Origin of the sequence: Bordetella bronchiseptica (assembly GCF_900636925.1) — a bacterium.
Classification (GTDB): domain Bacteria; phylum Pseudomonadota; class Gammaproteobacteria; order Burkholderiales; family Burkholderiaceae_B; genus Bordetella; species Bordetella pertussis.
On sequence record NZ_LR134326.1, the window covers coordinates 1,229,687 to 1,246,120 of the forward strand.

The 16,434-nt window shown below is 68.1% G+C and carries 15 protein-coding genes; 8 read left to right on the plus strand and 7 right to left on the minus strand.

The annotated features are described in order from the left end of the window. Positions 1–14: 14 nt before the first annotated feature. The 4 genes from EL288_RS05805 to EL288_RS05820 all read right to left on the minus strand — a co-directional run bounded on the left by EL288_RS05805 (position 15) and on the right by EL288_RS05820 (position 6,499). On the minus strand, positions 15–1,478 hold the full coding sequence (locus EL288_RS05805; RefSeq protein WP_003813969.1) for an efflux transporter outer membrane subunit: 1,464 nt from the start codon (positions 1,476–1,478) through the stop codon (positions 15–17). Next, positions 1,475–4,588 (minus strand): MexW/MexI family multidrug efflux RND transporter permease subunit, encoded by a 3,114-nt coding sequence (locus EL288_RS05810; RefSeq protein ID WP_126621901.1) that lies wholly within the window; start codon positions 4,586–4,588, stop codon positions 1,475–1,477. Before EL288_RS05810 ends, EL288_RS05805 begins: the two co-directional genes overlap by 4 nt. A 12-nt stretch (positions 4,589–4,600) precedes the next feature. Continuing rightward, on the minus strand, positions 4,601–5,707 hold the full coding sequence (locus EL288_RS05815) for an efflux RND transporter periplasmic adaptor subunit (RefSeq protein ID WP_010926967.1): 1,107 nt from the start codon (positions 5,705–5,707) through the stop codon (positions 4,601–4,603). Between the two features lie 123 nt (positions 5,708–5,830). Next, positions 5,831–6,499 (minus strand): winged helix-turn-helix transcriptional regulator, encoded by a 669-nt coding sequence (locus tag EL288_RS05820; RefSeq protein WP_003813962.1) that lies wholly within the window; start codon positions 6,497–6,499, stop codon positions 5,831–5,833. A gap of 204 nt (positions 6,500–6,703) precedes the next feature. On the opposite strand from EL288_RS05820, the gene EL288_RS05825 reads away from it, so the two are divergent. The 5 genes from EL288_RS05825 to EL288_RS05845 are packed head-to-tail and all read left to right on the plus strand — an operon-like array spanning position 6,704 to position 12,222. Then, the gene (locus tag EL288_RS05825) at positions 6,704–8,662 is read left to right on the plus strand and encodes a BCCT family transporter (protein WP_003813960.1); all 1,959 of its coding nucleotides are present in this window, start codon (positions 6,704–6,706) and stop codon (positions 8,660–8,662) included. A gap of 27 nt (positions 8,663–8,689) precedes the next feature. Beyond that, positions 8,690–9,586 (plus strand): LysR family transcriptional regulator, encoded by an 897-nt coding sequence (locus EL288_RS05830; RefSeq protein ID WP_003813958.1) that lies wholly within the window; start codon positions 8,690–8,692, stop codon positions 9,584–9,586. A gap of 44 nt (positions 9,587–9,630) precedes the next feature. Beyond that, positions 9,631–10,590 carry a diacylglycerol/lipid kinase family protein gene (locus EL288_RS05835; RefSeq protein ID WP_010926966.1) on the plus strand — a complete coding sequence of 320 codons (960 nt, stop codon included), beginning with the start codon at positions 9,631–9,633 and terminating at the stop codon, positions 10,588–10,590. After that, positions 10,587–11,402 carry a metallophosphoesterase family protein gene (locus tag EL288_RS05840; RefSeq protein ID WP_003813954.1) on the plus strand — a complete coding sequence of 272 codons (816 nt, stop codon included), beginning with the start codon at positions 10,587–10,589 and terminating at the stop codon, positions 11,400–11,402. The genes EL288_RS05835 and EL288_RS05840 overlap by 4 nt, the downstream gene beginning before the upstream one ends. Positions 11,403–11,418: 16 nt before the next feature. Beyond that, on the plus strand, positions 11,419–12,222 hold the full coding sequence (locus tag EL288_RS05845; RefSeq protein ID WP_003813952.1) for a phosphatase PAP2 family protein: 804 nt from the start codon (positions 11,419–11,421) through the stop codon (positions 12,220–12,222). On the opposite strand, the gene EL288_RS05850 is transcribed toward EL288_RS05845, so the two are convergent. From EL288_RS05850 to EL288_RS05860, 3 genes are read right to left on the minus strand one after another with little or no spacing between them, the layout of a single operon-like run. Continuing rightward, the gene (locus tag EL288_RS05850; protein WP_003813951.1) at positions 12,206–12,640 is read right to left on the minus strand and encodes an NAD(P)-binding domain-containing protein; all 435 of its coding nucleotides are present in this window, start codon (positions 12,638–12,640) and stop codon (positions 12,206–12,208) included. The genes EL288_RS05845 and EL288_RS05850 overlap by 17 nt on opposite strands. Continuing rightward, the gene (locus EL288_RS05855; protein ID WP_010926964.1) at positions 12,637–13,071 is read right to left on the minus strand and encodes a PaaI family thioesterase; all 435 of its coding nucleotides are present in this window, start codon (positions 13,069–13,071) and stop codon (positions 12,637–12,639) included. Before EL288_RS05855 ends, EL288_RS05850 begins: the two co-directional genes overlap by 4 nt. Before the next feature lies 1 nt (position 13,072). Continuing rightward, positions 13,073–13,684 (minus strand): TetR/AcrR family transcriptional regulator, encoded by a 612-nt coding sequence (locus EL288_RS05860; RefSeq protein WP_003813947.1) that lies wholly within the window; start codon positions 13,682–13,684, stop codon positions 13,073–13,075. 454 nt (positions 13,685–14,138) lie between these two features. Between EL288_RS05860 and EL288_RS05865 the strand changes: the two genes are divergently transcribed. From EL288_RS05865 to EL288_RS05875, 3 genes are all read left to right on the plus strand, one after another. Next, positions 14,139–15,305 carry a porin gene (locus EL288_RS05865; protein WP_003813945.1) on the plus strand — a complete coding sequence of 389 codons (1,167 nt, stop codon included), beginning with the start codon at positions 14,139–14,141 and terminating at the stop codon, positions 15,303–15,305. A gap of 188 nt (positions 15,306–15,493) precedes the next feature. Next, positions 15,494–15,853, plus strand: coding sequence for an NADH-quinone oxidoreductase subunit A (locus tag EL288_RS05870; RefSeq protein WP_003813943.1), 360 nt, complete (start codon positions 15,494–15,496; stop codon positions 15,851–15,853). A gap of 36 nt (positions 15,854–15,889) precedes the next feature. Continuing rightward, positions 15,890–16,366, plus strand: coding sequence for a NuoB/complex I 20 kDa subunit family protein (locus EL288_RS05875; RefSeq protein WP_003813941.1), 477 nt, complete (start codon positions 15,890–15,892; stop codon positions 16,364–16,366). The last annotated feature ends 68 nt before the right edge of the window (positions 16,367–16,434 follow it).

The following is a 16,434-nucleotide window of genomic DNA, read 5'->3' on the forward strand; positions in this document are numbered from 1 at the left end:
GGCGGTTGGGCGTCTCAGGGGCTGGCCGGCAGGGCGGCGGTGCGGGCGGAACGGGCGGGCGCGGCGGCGTCGGTATTCCAGCCTCCGCCCAGGGCCTTGTAGAGCGCGACCAGGCTGGTATAGGACTCCGACTCGGATTGCGCCACGGCATCCTGTGCGCGCAAAAGAGTACGCTGCGCGTCCAGCACCGTCAAATACGGCGCGGCCCCTTCACGATAGCGCGTTTGCGCCAGGTCGGCGGCGCGCTGGCTCTGCGTGGCGCTGTCAAGCAGGTCGCGCAGCCGCTGCTGGTTCTGTCCATAGCGGGTCAACGCGCCTTCCACTTCCTCGATGGCCTGCAGCGCCACCTGTTCGTAGCGCGCCCGCGCCGCGTCGTGCCGGGCCTGGCCCGCGCGCAGCTGCGCCTGGACGCTGCCCAGGTGCAACGCCGGCCAGCTGATCGTCGGCGCCAGCGCGAAGGCCTTGCTGCTGGCCTGGCCCAGGTCGCCGCCGCGCAAGGCAATGAAACCGAGGAACCCGCCCAGGTCGATGCGCGGATACAGTTCGGCGGTGATGGCGCCGACGTCGGCGTTGGTGGCGGCCAGCAGGCGCTCGGCGGCGCGCACGTCGGGGCGGCGTTGCAGCAGCATGGCCACGTCGCCGATGGGCAATTGCGCGGCCAGCGGCGCCAGCGGCTGCTCCTGCCGCAGCTCGCCCAGCTCGGCCGGCCGCATGGCCGCCAGGACGGCGATGCGGTACTGGGCCAGGCGCCGTTGCGTCTCCAGCGGCGCGAGCAGCGCCCGCGTGCCGGCCAGCTCGGCCCGTGCGCTGGCCAGGTCGCCGGCATAGCCGCGGCCGGTTTCCACCAGCGCCGCGGTGACGCGCAGCGTCTCCTGCTGGGTGGCGAGGTTGGCGCGCGCCACGGCCAGCCGTTGCTCGGCGCCGCGCATCTCGAAATAGTTGCGTGCCAGCTCGGCCACCACCACCAGGCGCGTCTGGGCCAGGTCGGCGGCGGCGGCCTGGTCGCGCGCGGCCGCGGCCTCGGCCCGTCGCTGCAGGCGGCCGAACAAATCGATTTCCCAGGTCGCGTCGAAGCCCGCGCGGTAGCTTTGCGCGAGGTTGCGCTGGTCGGGGCCGGGGTTGATCTGCGACAGGCTGCGCGTGTAGCCGCCGGCCGCGGTCACGGTCGGCCAGCGGTCCAGTTCCTTTTCGTCGAGCGCGGCGCGCGCTTCGCGCAGGCGCGCCTGCGCCTGGCGGATATCGAGGTTGCGCGCCAGCGCCAGGCCGATCAACGCGTCCAGCCGGGCATCCTGCAACTGGCGCCACCATTCGCGTTGCAACCGGTCGGCCGAGAACAGCGCCTGTTCGGGGCTGGCCAGCTTCACCGGCGCGGGCGTGGGCGCCTGGTACTGCGGCCCCACGGCGCAGCCGGCCAGCGCCAGCGCGGCAAGCAGCGCGCCGGCGGTACGTGCAAAGGTCGTCGGGACGGGATGCGTCATGATGCGGTCTCGTGTGCGGGGGAGGCGGCGCCCGCCTGGGCGTCCAGCCGCGCCAGTTCGCGGGCGCGCGCGGATTGGCCGGCGGCGCGGTGGTCGCGCGCCAGCAGGGTGTACATGGTGGGCAGCACGAACAGGGTGAACAGGGTGCCCACCAGCATGCCCACCACGATCACCAGGCCGAGGCTGAAGCGGCTGTGCGCGCCGGCGCCGCTGGCGAACAGCAGCGGCACCAGGCCCACCACCATGGCGGCCGTCGTCATCAGGATGGGGCGCAGCCGGATACGCGCGGCCCGCTCCATGGCGGCGCGGCGGTCCAGTCCGGCATGCGCCTGCATCTCGTTGGCGAACTCCACCATCAGGATGCCGTGCTTGCTGATCAGGCCGATCAGGGTCACCAGGCCGATCTGGGTATAGATGTTGATGGTGGCCATGCCGAGCGCCAGCGGAATGAGCGCGCCGCAGATCGACATCGGCACGCTGACCAGGATGATCAGCGGGTCGCGCAGGCTTTCGTACTGGGCGGCCAGGACCAGATAGATGACGATGATGGCGAACAGGAACGTCACCACCAGCGCCGAGCCTTCCTGGCTGTACTGGCGCGCATCGGACTGCCAGTCATGGCTGAAGCCGGGCGGCAGCAGGCGCGCCTGTTCGGTAAGGAACTGCACCGCGTCGCCCATGGTCACGCCGGGCATGGGAATGGCCTGGAACGTGGCGGAATTCAGCTGGTCGAACTGGGTCAGCCGGTTGGGTTCGACGCCCATCGAGATCTTCACCAGCGTGGCCAGCGGCACCTGCGCGCCGCTGGCGCTCTTGACATAGAACTGGCCCAGCGACTGCGGCGTCAGGCGCATGCCGCGCGGGCTTTGCGGTATCACGTCGTACGAGCGTCCGTCCATGCCGAAGCGGTTGACGTAGTTCTCGCCCACCAGCACGGCCAGCGTATCGCCGATGGCCTTCATGGTGACGCCCAGGCTGTTGGCCTTGGCGCGGTCGATGTCCACCCGTACCACCGGATTGTTGTAGTCCAGGTCGCTGTCGACCACCATGAACAGGCCGCTTGCGCGCGCGGCGTGTTTCAAGGTTTCCATGGCGTCGTAGACCACGCGGTAGTCGGCCGCGCTCATCAGCACCATCTGCACCGGCAGGCCGCCGGTCGAACCGGGCAGCGACGGCAGCTGGAATGCGAAGGTGTTGCTGCCCTCGATCGCGTTGACGCGGTTCTGCAGATCGCCCTGGATCTCGTCGGCCGAGCGTTTGCGCGCCTGCCAGGTGACCAGGTTCACCCCGCCGATGCTGTTGGCCACGCCGTCCGAGCCGTTGATGAGCCAGCGGCCGTTCTGCTCGGGAATCTCCTGCATGACGGTGTCCCACTTCTGGCCGAACTTCTCGACGTAGTCGATATTGGCGTGCTGGGGCGACTTGACGGCGGTCAGGATCATGGCCTGGTCTTCCACGGGCGCCAGCTCGCGCTGCGCGCTGCCGTACAGCACCGGCAGGCTCGCCAGCACCACGACGGCGATCAGGCCGGTCACCCAGCGGTGGCGCAGCGAGACGTCGAGCACGCGCCCATAGGCGTCGCCCAGGCGCTGGAAGAAGTGCTCGGCCTTGCGCGCCATCCAGCCTTCGGAGACACGGCTGTTCAGCAGGAACGAACTCATCACGGGCGAAAGGGTCAGGGCGATCACGCCCGACACGCCCACGGCCGCGGCCAGCGTGAAGGCGAACTCCTTGAACAACGAGCCGGTCAGCCCGCCCATCAGGCCGATGGGCGCGTACACGGCGGCCAGGGTGAGGGTCATGGCGATCACCGGCCCGGCCACCTCGCGCGCGCCGACCAGGGCGGCGTGCACCGGCGACTTGCCTTCCTCGATATGGCGGTGCACGTTCTCCACCACCACGATGGCGTCGTCGACCACCAGCCCGATGGCCAGCACCATCGCCAGCAGCGTCAACAGGTTGATGGAGAAGCCCAGGGACAGCATGATGGCGGCCGCGCCCAGCATGGACAGCGGAATCGTCACCACCGGAACCAGCACCGCGCGCAGCGAACCCAGGCACAGGAAGATCACCGCCACCACGATGAGGATCGCCTCGAGCAGCGTATTGCGCACTTCGTCGATCGAGGCGTTGATGAAGCGCGCCAGCTCGAACGGAACCTGCACTTCGACGCCAGGCGGCAGGTTCTGCTTGATGCCCGGCAGCAGGGCGTTGATGCGTTCGACGATGGTCAGGGGGTTGCCGACCGGCGTGGCGTTCAGGCCGAAGTAGACGGCCTTCTCGCCGTCCATGCGGGCGCTGGAGTCGTACGAGGCGGCGCCCAGCTCCACCGTGCCCACGTCGCCCAGCCGCACGATGGCGCCGTCGACCTGGCGCACCACCATGTCGCGGAAATCGGTCAGGCTGTTCAGGTCCGTGTTGACCTGGATGTTGGATACCACGTACAGCCCCTTGGTCTGGCCGGGCGCGGCCTGCACGTTGTTGTCGCGCAGCGCCTGCGCGATCTCGCCCGCCGAGATGCCGCGCGCGGCCATGCGGGCCGGATCGAGCCAGACGCGCATCGCCAGGGTCTGGCCGCCGTACAGGTCCACGCTGGCCACGCCGTCGATGGACGAGAGCTGCGGCAGCACCACGCGCTGCAGGTAGTCGGTCAGCGCGGGAATCGGCATGGTCTTGCTGGAAAAGCCCACGTAGGCCACCGACGTGGCCTCGCCCGAGGACTTGGCCAATACCGGGTCGTAGATCTCCTGCGGCAGCCGGTACTTGACCTGGTTGACCTTGGCCATGATCTCGGTGAGCGCCTTGTTGGAATCGGCGTTCAGCTTCATGCGCACGGTGATCAGGCTGCGCCCCTGGGTGGACGAGGACGAGAGATAGTCGATGTTCTCGACCGTCGCCACCGCTTGCGCGATGGGCTGGGTCACGAAGCCTTGCATCAGCTCGGGCGAGGCGCCCGGGTACTGGGTGGTGATGGTGATGGTGGTGTTTTCGGTCAGCGGGTATTGGCGCACCGGCAGCTCGCCGGTGGCGCGCAGGCCCAGCAGCAGGATCAGGGTGCTGACCACCAGGGCCAGCACCGGGCGGCGCACGAACAGGTCGGTGAATGTCATGGTCGGCCCCGATCAATGGCTGGCCAGCGCCGTGCCGCCGCCGGCGGCCAGCGTGTCCTGGCCGAAGACCTCGACCGCCGCGCCGTTGTGCAGCCGCAGCTGGCCCGAGGTCACGACCCGCTGTCCGGCCTGCAGCCCCTCGGTCACCACGATGCGGCTGTCCACCCGCTCGGCGGTCTTGACGAACACTTGCCGCACCGTCGCGGGCCGGACGGTGTCGTCCACGACGTAGACCGAGTCGCCGTAGGCGCTGTAGCTCACCGCGGTTTCCGGCACGGTGATGACGCCGGGGCGTTCGGGCAGCGCCACGCGGGCATTCACGTACATCCCGGGCGCCAGCACGCCGTCGGGATTGGGCAGGGTGGCGCGCACCAGCAGGGTGCGGGCCTGTGCCGACACCTGCGGTTCTATGGTGCTGACCACGCCGTCGAATGCCCGGCCCGGATACGCATCCACGCCGACGCTGACGGCCTGGCCGGTCCTGATGTCGCGCAGCGCCTGTTCCGGCAGCGTGATGTCCGCGTACATGGTGCGCGCGTCGGTCAGCGACACGACCGGTTCGCCGGCGCGCACGAATTGGCCCAGGTCGACCCGGCGCACCCCCAGCACGCCGTCGAAAGGCGCCTTGACCTGCTTCTGCTCGACCAGGGCCTGCACCCGGCGCACCTCGCCGGCAGCCTGGTCGTAGGCGGCGCGGGCCTGGTCCAGCTGCTCGGCGGTGGCCGCCTGCTGCGGCACCAGGCGGCGCGTACGTTCCAGCACGCTGCGCGCGTTGCGCAGTTGCGCCTGCAGGCGGGCCAGGTCGCCCTGTTCGGGGGCATCGTTCAATTGCGCCAGCACCTGGCCGGCCCGCACTGCCTGGCCCGACTCGAAGGCGATCCGCGCGATGCGCCCGTCCACTTCGGCGGGAATGACCACCTGGCGGCTGGCCTGCAGCGTGCCGATGCCGGCCAGCGTGACCGGCAGCGGTCCCAGCGCCGCGGGGGCGGCCGCGACCTTGACGGGAGCCATCGTCCAGGCCGGCGCCGAGCCCGCGTCACGCAGGTACAGCCACGCACCTCCCGCTATTGCCACGGCGGCCACGATGCCGGCCGCCAGCGTCCCTTTCTTGCTTTTCATGACGCAACCTAATTATCAAAGAATGTTCTTGGATAATTAGTCAAAGCGAGATTGCCGTCAAGAAATTAAAGATAATCCGACAGACCTTGTGGGGTTATTGCGGGATTGGGTTTTGGGGGAGATTCAGTCTTGCGCGGCGGGTTCCGGCAGCGTGAACAAGCCGAGAAAGCGCGCAATGCCCGCGCGCGGGCCGCTGTAGCGTAGTTGCTCGGCCGCAACGGCGGCATCGAGGTCGCCATCGTCGTACACCAGCGCCGCCAGCGCGTTGGGGGAGGCTTCGATGGTCGCATCGGGCCGCGCCGGCGGCCGGCCGCGCAGCAGGGCGATCTGGCCGTTTTCCACCCGGGCCCAGAAATGCTGGCCGTCCAGCACCAGTTCGTAGGTGGCGGTCAGGCGGGCGGCCGCGCGCGGGTCGAACATGGCGCGAAACGACAGCACCAGCGAGTCCACGCTCAGCCCGGCCTCGCGCGGCAGGGCCGGCGAGCGAGCGCCCCATTTGCCCAGCTGGAGGATGACCGGCTCCAGCTCGCGGCCCCAGTCCGTCAGTTCGTAGACCCAGGCGCCTGCCGGCGGGTCCAGCTTGCGGCGGCGCAGCACCGCGACGGCCTCCAGCTCGGTCAGGCGCTGCGTCAGTACATTGGGGCTGATGCCTGGCAATCCCTTGCGCAGGTCGGTAAAGCGCTTGGGGCCGAGCAACAGCTCGCGCACGACCAGCAGCGCCCAGCGCTCGCCGACCAGATCCAGCGCATGGGCGCCCGCGCACCCATCTTCATAGCTTCGTTTGCCTGCCATGCCTGTGCCGCCGGGCTTGCCTGCCCGCCAGTATGCGGTTCCAAAATAGGACCATTGACTCCGCTATCAGGAGTATTGCGCCGATATTACCAGTCCGGCGCGCGAGGCGGCGCCACACCTAGGCAGGTCCGGTGCCGTGTGTTAGTAATAGGGCCGGTACGGGGCTGCGAGGGCAGCCGATGACCATCGACCAGAGGCGCGCGCATGCAAAACGAACTCAAGCCGACCATCAACAAGCCGGTGTTCCTGACCTCGGCGCTGTTCATCCTGCTGCTGGTCGTCTTCACGATCGCCGCTCCGGCCACCGCCCAGGACTTCTTCAACGTGATCCAGGCCTGGATCCTGGGCAACGCCAGCTGGTTCTACATCCTGACCGTGGCCATCATCCTGCTGGCGGTCATCTTCGTGGCGGTCAGCCGCTACGGCAATATCAAGCTGGGGCCGGACCACAGCGAGCCCGACTACCGCGATATCACCTGGTTCGCCATGCTGTTCTCGACCGGCATGGGGATCGGCCTGATGTTCTTTGGCGTGGCCGAGCCGGTCATGCACTTCATCGATCCTCCGGTGGGCGAGGGCGGCACCGCGCTGGCGGCGCGCGAGGCCATGAAGATCACTTTCTTCCACTGGGGCCTGCACGCCTGGGCCATCTATGCCAGCGTGGCGCTGGTCCTGGCCTTCTTCTGTTTTCGCCATGGCCTGCCGCTGACCCTGCGCTCGGCCCTCTATCCCCTGATCGGCGAGCGCATCTACGGCCCGATCGGCCATGCCGTCGACATCTTCGCCATCATCGGCACGGTGTTCGGCGTGGCGACGTCGCTGGGCCTGGGGGTGGCGCAGATCAACAGCGGCCTGAACCACCTGTTCGGCGTGCCGGTCGGCATACCGACGCAGATCATTCTCATCGTCATCAGCTGCGGGCTGGCCACGATTTCGGTGGCCAGCGGGCTGGACCGGGGCATCCGCATCCTGTCGGAGACCAATCTGCTGCTGGCGGTGGTGCTGCTGCTGTTCGTGCTGGTGCTGGGGCCCACGGTGTTCCTGCTGCAGACCTTCGTGCAGAATACCGGCGCGTACCTCTCGGATATCGTCAACAAGACCTTCAACCTCTATGCCTATGAGCCGACCGACTGGATCGGCGGCTGGACCTTGTTCTACTGGGGCTGGTGGATTGCGTGGTCGCCCTTCGTGGGCCTGTTCATCGCGCGGATCTCGCGCGGGCGCACCATCCGCCAGTTCGTGGGCGGGGTATTGCTGGTTCCCGCCGGTTTCACCCTGTTCTGGATGACGGTGTTCGGCGATGCCGCCATCCACGCCATCCTGGTCGAAGGCATGGGCAGCCTCGCCGAGACCGTCAAGGCCGACAGTTCGCTGGCCTTGTTCGCCTTCCTGGAGCACCTGCCCTGGGGAAGCGTGACGTCCGTCGTGGCGATCGTGATGGTGGTGGTGTTCTTCGTGACCTCGGCCGATTCGGGCGCGCTGGTGGTGGACCAGCTGGCCTCAGGCGGCGCCGAGAGCACGCCGGTCTGGCAGCGCATCTTCTGGTCCACCCTGATGGGCGTGGTCGCCATCGCGCTGCTGCTGGCCGACGGCCTGCAGGCGCTGCAGACGGCCACCATCGCCAGCGCGCTGCCGTTTTCGATCATTCTGCTGCTGGCCTTGTGGGGGTTGTTCAAGGCGCTCAGGCTGGACGCCACCAAGCGCAGCCTGCTTCATCGCACCATCACGCGCACCCAGCCGGTGCGCGGCCAGAACTGGGAGCACCGCCTGCGCAACATCGTGATGATGCCGCGCCGCGCGCATGTGCTGCGCTTCATTTCGGACGTGGTGCGTCCCGCCATGGACGACGTGGCCGAAGCCTTGCGCAAGGAGGCCTACGAGGCCCAGGTGGTCGATGGCGAGGAGGGCGAGGTCAGGCTGGAGGTGTCGCATGGCGTCTACCTGGACTTCTCCTATGCCGTCTACCCGCGCTCCGAGGTGCGCCCCAGCCTGACGCCCCAGGAGGCCAACGACGAAGAGGAGCGCCGCTACTTCCGCGCCGAAGTGCACTTGCGCGAGGGGGGACAGGACTACGACATCATGGGTTGGACGCGTGACGAGGTGATCGGCGACATCCTCGACCAGTACGAGCGCCACCGCCACTATCTGCACGTGGTGCATTGACGCCCGCGCGGCTCCTACAATCGCCGCATGACGCTCAAGCAACTCGAAGCCTTCTACTGGGCCGCCACCTGCGCCAGTTTCGCGGTGGCGGCCGATCGCCTGCACCTGTCGCTGTCGTCGCTGTCCAAGCGGATCGCCGAACTCGAGTCGGCGCTGGGCCTGGACCTGTTCGACCGCAGCGGCCATCGCGCGGTCCTGACGGCCGCCGGCGAACGGCTGCTGCCGCAGGCGCGCGACTTGCTCGCCAGCGCCGATCGCATCCGCGCCAGCCTGCGCGCCGAGCCCGAGCTGGGCGTGCGCTGCCGTTTCGGCGTGGGCGAACTCAGCGCGCTCACCTGGCTGCCCAGGCTGATCGGACGCGTGCGCGGCCGCTATCCGGGGCTGGCGCTCGAACCCTATGTGGATGTCGGCCAGGTGCTCAAGCGCAAGGTTGCCGAAGGCGAGCTCGATTTCGCCGTCGTGGCCGGCGCCTCCTCGCACAGCGCCATCGCGTCCGCGCCGGTGGGGCAGGCGCATTTCGCGTGGGTGGCCGCGCCGTCGGTGGCCGGGGCGGCCCAAAGCCTGACGCCGCAACTGCTGGCCGGCACCGCGCTGGTTTCGCTGCCCGACGGGGCGGGCACCACGCGCCTGCTCGATCCCTGGCTGGCCGGCGGCGCGCCGGCCGGTCCGCGCCTGGCCTGCAACAACTGGGGGGCGATCGCGGGCATGTTGCTCGAAGGCATGGGCATCGGCCTGCTGCCCCGCCACTGGGCGCAGGCCCTGGCGCGCGACGGCGCGCTGCGCATCCTCGCCAGCGATCCGGAGCCGGTGCCGTTGCACTATGCCTTTCATTGGCGGCGCGACGATACGCGGCCGCTGGTGGCCGCCATGCGCGACCAGGTGCTGCTGTCGGTCGACTTCGCCGCGCCTTGCCGGCTGCCCTGAGCGCGCCTTGCGGGGCACGCCGCGCCTGCGCTATCTTTGATCGCATGACCCAACCCCTACGCGGCGGCCTGAGCGGGCGCGAGCCCCTTTTCATCGTCTTGAACACCGGCTCCGGACGCGATGACGCGCCCGCCGCGCAGGCCGCCATCGTGCATGTGCTGCAAGCCGCCTCGCGCGCGCACACGCTGATGCCGGTCAGCGACGCCACGGCGCTGCCGGGCGTGGCGCGCCAGGCTGTCGAACGCGCGTGCGCCGAAGGGGGCATCGTCGTGGCCGCCGGCGGCGACGGTACGCTCAATGCCGTGGCGCGCGCCGTACTGGGCTCGGGCGTGCCGTTCGGCATCCTGCCGCAAGGCACCTTCAATTTCTTCGGGCGCGCGCACGGCATCCCGCAGGATGCGCACGCCGCGACCCGCTGCCTGCTCGACGCCCGCATCGAGCCCGTGCAGGTCGGCTTGCTCAACGACCGCCTGTTCCTGGTGAACGCCAGCCTCGGCCTGTACCCGCAATTGCTGGAAGACCGCGAGGCGTACAAGCAGCGCTATGGGCGCAGCCGCATGGTGGCGCTGTGGTCGGGCCTGGTGACCCTGCTGCGGGCGCCGCCGCAACTGACGCTGCAGCTGGAGCATGGCGGCCAGGCGCGCACGCTGCGCACGCCCACGCTGGTGGTGGGCAACAACGCGCTGCAGCTCGAGCGCCTGGGCATCGCCGAGGCGGCGGCGCTGCAGCAGGGGCAATTGGTCGCGATGTCGGTGCGCCCGGTGGGCACCCTGGCGCTTTACGGCCTGCTGCTCAGCGGCTTGTTCAGCCGCCTGGGCGAGGCCGACAAGGTCGTCAGCTTCGGCTTTGACCGCCTGACCGTCCGCGTGCGCGGGCGGCGGCGCGTCAAGGTGGCCATGGATGGCGAAATCTCCTGGTTGCCGACGCCACTGCAATTCCAGGTCTCGCCCGAGCCGCTGCGCCTGCTGGTGCCGTCGCCCGGCCAGCGGCTGGAGGCGGCATGATGCGCGTGCTGCATATTTCGGATACCCACTTCGGCACCGAGCGCGAGCCGGTGGTGCATGCCTTGCATGCGCTGGCCGATACGCTGCGCCCCGACCTGGTGGTATTGGGCGGCGACATCACGCAGCGGGCCCGGCGCGGCCAGTTCGCCGCGGCGCGGCGCTTCATCCAGGCCCTGCAGCGGCCGGTGCTGGCGGTGCCGGGCAACCACGACATTCCGCTGTTCAACCTGGCCGCGCGCCTGTTCGATCCCTATGGCAATTACCGGCGCGCCCTGGGCGCGGTGCTCGAGCCCGTCTACGAGGACGACCGCCTGCTGGCCATCGGCGTCAACAGCACGCGCGCGGCGCGTCGCAAGAACGGCGAGGTGTCGCGTACGCAGGCGCAGCGGGTGGCGCAGCGCCTGCGTGACGCGCGTCCCGGCCAGCTGCGGGTGGTGGCGCTGCATCACCCGGTGCACGCCATGGTCGAGAGCGACCAGCGCAATCTGCTCATCGGGCGCGAGTTCGCCGTGCCTGCCTGGGTCGACGCGGGTGTCGACCTGATACTGGGCGGGCATATACATTTGCCGTACGTGGCGCCGCTGCATGGCAAGGCCGGCGAAGCCGGCCGGCGCGCCTGGACGGTGCAGGCGGGCACGGCGGTTTCGCGGCGCGTGCGGGGCAGGGTGCCCAACTCCGTCAACCTGATCGATTACGCGGCGCAAGCCGACAGCCCGGCCTGTACGGTGCAGCGCTGGGATTTCCAGACGGACAGCGGCGCGTTCGTCCTCTTCGGGCAGCAGGTGCTGGCCCTGAATCGCGCGCGCGGATGACGCTCGCCGCGGCGCGATGCCGCTGTTCGTGAACCTTTTGGCCGACGTTTCGTCTATTGACCCCATGGAATCCTACGCAGTCTGGATTGCTGCCCACCCCATCATCATCTTCGTCGCCGCGCCGGTCCTGGCCGCGGCAGGCGCGCTGTTGCTGTGGCAACTGGTCGCCGGCCTGCCCGCGGGCCGCCGCCGCACCATGGTCTTCGCCGTGCTGGCGCTGGTGGCGGTGGGGGTGTTCGGCGCGCTGGCCGCCTCGGTCGAGCACCAGGGCGGCATGGTCGCGTTCGACCAGGCGCTGGCGCGCGCGCTGGGGCTGTCCATGCCGGCCGCGTTGCTGTGGGTGCTGTCCTGGTTCACGCATCTGGGCGATCGAACCTTGCTGACCCTGGTGGCGGTGGGCATGACGCTGACGCTGCTGTGGCGGCGGCGCTGGGTGCTGGCCGGCGCCTGCGTGGCCGCGACGGGGGGCGCGGGCGCGCTGAACTGGCTGCTCAAGCGCGCGTTCCAGCGGGTGCGCCCGGACCATCTCCACGGCTACACGCTGGCCGACGGCTGGAGCTTCCCGAGCGGGCATGCCTCCGCCTCCATGGCCGTCTATGGCATTGCCTGCTACCTGATGTTGCGCACCTTGCCGGCGCGCTGGCGTTCGTCCGCGTTGGCCGGCGTGGCGGCCCTGATCGTCGCGATCGGGGTCAGCCGCGTGCTGCTGCAGGTGCACTTCCTGAGCGATGTGGTGGCGGGGTTCGCCATTACCGCCGCCTGGCTGGCCCTGTGCGTGGCCGTCACCGAATGGGCGCTGCGCGTCAACGCGCGAGCATGAGCCGCAGCAGCGCTTGCGGTCCGGCGCGCTCGCCGGCCACCTCGCGCGGGTCGGCGTGGCGGTAGTCCGCGCCCGCTTCCGAGACCGCGGCGCCCAGCGCCCGGACCCAGTCCGGCGGGCTCGGGCACAGGTCCAGTACCCGCTTGCCCTGCAGGTCCACGCCCACCTTGCCGTCGCTGAACCGCTCCAGGGTGCGGTCGATTTCCCGTTCATCGGTAAGCGCCAGCACGATCACGGCCGACTCGCGCAATGCCTCGGCGGCGCTGGCGGCCAGCGTGGCCTGGCCGCGAAATGGTTCGCAGCGCAGCGGCTGGCGGTCATAGAGCGTCAACGAGACATCCGGGGCGGCGTGCAGCAGCGCATGGGCCGCCTGGCTGCCGGTGGCCCCCAACCCGATGATGGTGATCTCGCGCGTCATGGCGCCGGTACGGCCCAGGCGCTGACGACATGCGCGACCGGCTCGTCCGCGCCATCGCAGCGCAGGATGGCCTCGGCCATGGCCAGCCGGCCCGTCTTCAGGACCCGCGCATCGGCGATCACGGCGGCGCCGGACGTCTTGCGCAGGAAGTGGATCGTCAGGTTGGCGGTCACGGCGCCGGCCTGCCCGGTGGCGCCGACCACGGCCGCATACATCGTCAGGTCGGCCAGGCCCATCAGCATGGGGCCGGCCACGATGCCGCCCAGGCGCTGATGGGTATCGCGCGCCGGCAGCACGGCCCGCGCCGTGCCATGGCCGATATCGACCACGTCGATGCCCAGCACCTGGGCGAAGGGATGCTGGTCGGCCAGCAGCCGGTGGAACTCGGCCAGCGTCATGCGCGCGTGGGGTTCGGCGGCGGGGATATTCATGTCAGCGCTGCTCCAGGGCGGTGATGAAACTGTCCAGCAGCGATTCGGCCTGCTGGCCCAGCGACTTGAGCCGGCGCGTATGAAACAGCAGCAGCAGACCCATCAGATAGGTGAAGGTGTTCATTTCTTCCAGGGCGATGCGCTCGGCCGGCCAGCGGCGGGTGCGCGCCAGGCCCGTGCCCAGCAGCTCCACGCAGGTGCGCAGGCGCGCGTTCAGCCTGTCGTCCATTTCGCGCCCCAGGCCGCGCGGCCCCAGGCCGCGAAACAGATACAGGCCCAGCGAGAATTCGGTCTGGCGCGTCGTGTAGTAATTGAAGAAGGCAACGATCACGCTGCGCGCGGCCTGGGCGTCGACAGCGTCCCGCAGCGCGTCGGCCAGGCTTTGCCGCAGACGCTGCAGCGACGCCTCCAGCACGGCGCCATAGATGGCTTCCTTGCCGTCGAACCATGGATAGATCGCACCGGTCGTGCAGTCGGCCTCCTTGGCGATGGCGCGGATCGTGGTGTTTTCCAGGCCATCGCGCGCGAACACGCGCTCGGCGGCTTCCAGGATCAATTGCCGTCGCAGCGAGGCTAGCTGGTCGGCGCGGCCGGGCGGGCGGGGCAGGGTCATGGGTTTCCTTGTCTGCGCGACGGTGTGGCGGCGACGCGACAGGTCGCCCAGGCAGGTTATAGCAACGTTCTTTCAAAATAACAATGTTATATCCATGTGCGCCAGCGGCAGGCGCGATCGGGGCGCGGACGGGCGCGGGCATACGTGGTGAGGTCGGACGAATCGTCCACCAGGGGTGGTAGGAGATCGGCGCAAAGCGGGCGGGCAGGGACTTGTTGCATTGCGATGCGCCGCCCTAGGGTTAGCCCGCGCGCGATTCCGGATTAAGGGGACAGGATGTTGCAACTTACCAACAATGGGGCGGGAAACCGGCTTTTTTCTGAGCCTGACCATAGCCAGTCCTGCCGATTTTTGATGCAATAGCGTCAACTTCCCTTCGCGGAGTTAGGGGGGCGGCAGGCCGGTATGTGCTGCATTGCTGCTCTTGTCACTCAAATCAACGGAGATTTCTTAAATGAAAAAGACTCTGCTCGCTGCCGCCCTGCTCGCCGGTTTCGCCGGTGCCGCTCAGGCAGAAACGTCGGTCACCCTGTACGGTATCATCGACACGGGTATCGGCTACAACGATGTCGATTTCAAGGTGAAAGGCGCTAACGCCGACGGCAGCGACTTCAAGTACAACCACAGCCGCTTCGGCATGATCAACGGCGTGCAGAACGGTTCGCGCTGGGGTCTGCGTGGTACGGAAGATCTGGGTGACGGCCTGCAAGCTGTGTTCCAACTGGAATCGGGCTTCAACTCGGGCAACGGTAACTCGGCCCAAGACGGCCGCCTGTTCGGTCGCCAAGCCACCATCGGTCTGCAAAGCGAAAGCTGGGGCCGTCTGGACTTCGGTCGCCAAACCAACATCGCCTCGAAGTACTTCGGCTCGATCGATCCGTTCGGCGCTGGCTTCGGTCAAGCCAACATCGGCATGGGCATGAGCGCGATGAACACCGTTCGCTACGACAACATGGTCATGTACCAGACCCCGTCGTACAGCGGCTTCCAGTTCGGTATCGGCTACTCGTTCAGCGCGAACGACAAGGATGCTGACGCCGTCAACCGCGTTGGCTTCGCCACCGCCGACAACGTTCGTGCCATCACGACCGGTCTGCGCTACGTGAACGGCCCGCTGAACGTCGCTCTGTCGTACGACCAGCTGAACGCCTCGAACAACCAAGCCCAAGGCGAAGTTGACGCGACCCCGCGCAGCTACGGCCTCGGCGGTTCGTATGACTTCGAAGTCGTGAAGCTGGCTCTGGCCTACGCTCGCACGACCGACGGCTGGTTCGGTGGCCAAGGCTACCCGGTCGCCGTCACGCTGCCCTCGGGCGACAAGTTCGGCGGCTTCGGCGTGAACACCTTCGCTGACGGCTTCAAGGCCAACTCGTACATGGTCGGCCTGTCGGCCCCCATCGGCGGCGCCAGCAACGTGTTCGGTTCGTGGCAGATGGTTGACCCCAGCAACGACAAGCTGACCGGCGGCGACGAGAAGATGAACGTCTTCTCGCTGGGCTACACCTACGACCTGTCCAAGCGCACCAACCTGTACGCCTACGGTTCGTACGCCAAGAACTTCGCGTTCCTGGAAGATGCCAAGTCGACCGCTGTCGGCGTCGGTATCCGTCACCGCTTCTAATCGGCTGCGGAACGCAAGTTCCGCTTCGATTCCAAGCTGACGCGCGGGCCTCGTGCCCGCGCGTGAAAAGCCGCCCTTCGGGGCGGCTTTTTTCGCTTTTGAATCATGTTTCCGAGCGCTTGGGTTCAGCCGGAAGTAATTCCGTAAATGCTACAATCCAAAGGTTTGCGCATTTGACGGACGCCTGAATGAACCTGCACCCGTATTTCCCCGTCCTGCTGTTTATCCTGGTGGCAACCCTGATCGGGTTTGCCCTGCTTACAGCGGGCTCGTTGCTTGGGCCGCGGCGTCCTTACGCCGAAAAACTGTCGCCCTATGAATGCGGCTTCGAAGCCTTCGAAGACGCGCGGATGAAGTTTGATGTGCGCTACTACCTGGTAGCCATTCTCTTCATCCTGTTCGACCTGGAAATCGCGTTCCTGTTCCCGTGGGCCATTGCCCAGGGTACGGTGGGCCTCGTCGGTTTCTGGACAGTCATGGTCTTCCTGGCCGTGCTGACCGTCGGGTTTATCTACGAATGGAAAAAGGGCGCGCTGGACTGGGAATAAATCCCGGCCTCGATCAGCACGCTATCAGAGACGAATATGGCTATAGACGGCATTCTCAAGCAAGGCTTCATCACCACCAGCGCCGACAAGTTCCTCAACTGGGCCAAGACCGGTTCGATGTGGCCCATGACCTTCGGCCTGGCCTGTTGCGCGGTCGAAATGATGCACGCGGGCGCCGCCCGCTACGACCTGGACCAGTTCGGCATCATTTTCCGTCCCAGCCCGCGCCAGTCCGATCTGATGATCGTGGCCGGCACGCTGTGCAACAAGATGGGACCGGCGCTGCGCAAGGTCTATGACCAGATGCCCGAGCCGCGTTGGGTGGTGTCCATGGGTTCCTGTGCCAACGGCGGTGGCTACTACCACTACTCGTACTCGGTGGTGCGCGGTTGCGACCGCATCGTGCCCGTCGACGTTTATGTGCCGGGGTGTCCGCCCACGGCCGAGGCGCTGGTCTATGGCCTGCTGCAGATGCAGAACAAGATCCGCCTGACCAATACGATTGCGCGCTGAGCCACCGGCGCGGGCGGCGCGGTTCGATCGCGCCGCCGCCCAGTGAAGCAGTGTCCCGGTTTACCTAT

Coding starts and splice junctions, on each gene's coding strand:
- EL288_RS05810 (WP_126621901.1), bottom strand. CDS start 4,588: ATGACATTCACCGACCTGTTCGTGCGCCGCCCGGTGCTGGCCCTGGTG.
- EL288_RS05865 (WP_003813945.1), top strand. CDS start 14,139: ATGAAAAAGACTCTGCTCGCTGCCGCCCTGCTCGCCGGTTTCGCCGGT.
- EL288_RS05815 (WP_010926967.1), bottom strand. CDS start 5,707: ATGAAAAGCAAGAAAGGGACGCTGGCGGCCGGCATCGTGGCCGCCGTG.
- EL288_RS05840 (WP_003813954.1), top strand. CDS start 10,587: ATGATGCGCGTGCTGCATATTTCGGATACCCACTTCGGCACCGAGCGC.
- EL288_RS05870 (WP_003813943.1), top strand. CDS start 15,494: ATGAACCTGCACCCGTATTTCCCCGTCCTGCTGTTTATCCTGGTGGCA.
- EL288_RS05860 (WP_003813947.1), bottom strand. CDS start 13,684: ATGACCCTGCCCCGCCCGCCCGGCCGCGCCGACCAGCTAGCCTCGCTG.
- EL288_RS05850 (WP_003813951.1), bottom strand. CDS start 12,640: ATGACGCGCGAGATCACCATCATCGGGTTGGGGGCCACCGGCAGCCAG.
- EL288_RS05825 (WP_003813960.1), top strand. CDS start 6,704: ATGCAAAACGAACTCAAGCCGACCATCAACAAGCCGGTGTTCCTGACC.
- EL288_RS05875 (WP_003813941.1), top strand. CDS start 15,890: ATGGCTATAGACGGCATTCTCAAGCAAGGCTTCATCACCACCAGCGCC.
- EL288_RS05835 (WP_010926966.1), top strand. CDS start 9,631: ATGACCCAACCCCTACGCGGCGGCCTGAGCGGGCGCGAGCCCCTTTTC.
- EL288_RS05845 (WP_003813952.1), top strand. CDS start 11,419: ATGCCGCTGTTCGTGAACCTTTTGGCCGACGTTTCGTCTATTGACCCC.
- EL288_RS05820 (WP_003813962.1), bottom strand. CDS start 6,499: ATGGCAGGCAAACGAAGCTATGAAGATGGGTGCGCGGGCGCCCATGCG.
- EL288_RS05855 (WP_010926964.1), bottom strand. CDS start 13,071: ATGAATATCCCCGCCGCCGAACCCCACGCGCGCATGACGCTGGCCGAG.
- EL288_RS05805 (WP_003813969.1), bottom strand. CDS start 1,478: ATGACGCATCCCGTCCCGACGACCTTTGCACGTACCGCCGGCGCGCTG.
- EL288_RS05830 (WP_003813958.1), top strand. CDS start 8,690: ATGACGCTCAAGCAACTCGAAGCCTTCTACTGGGCCGCCACCTGCGCC.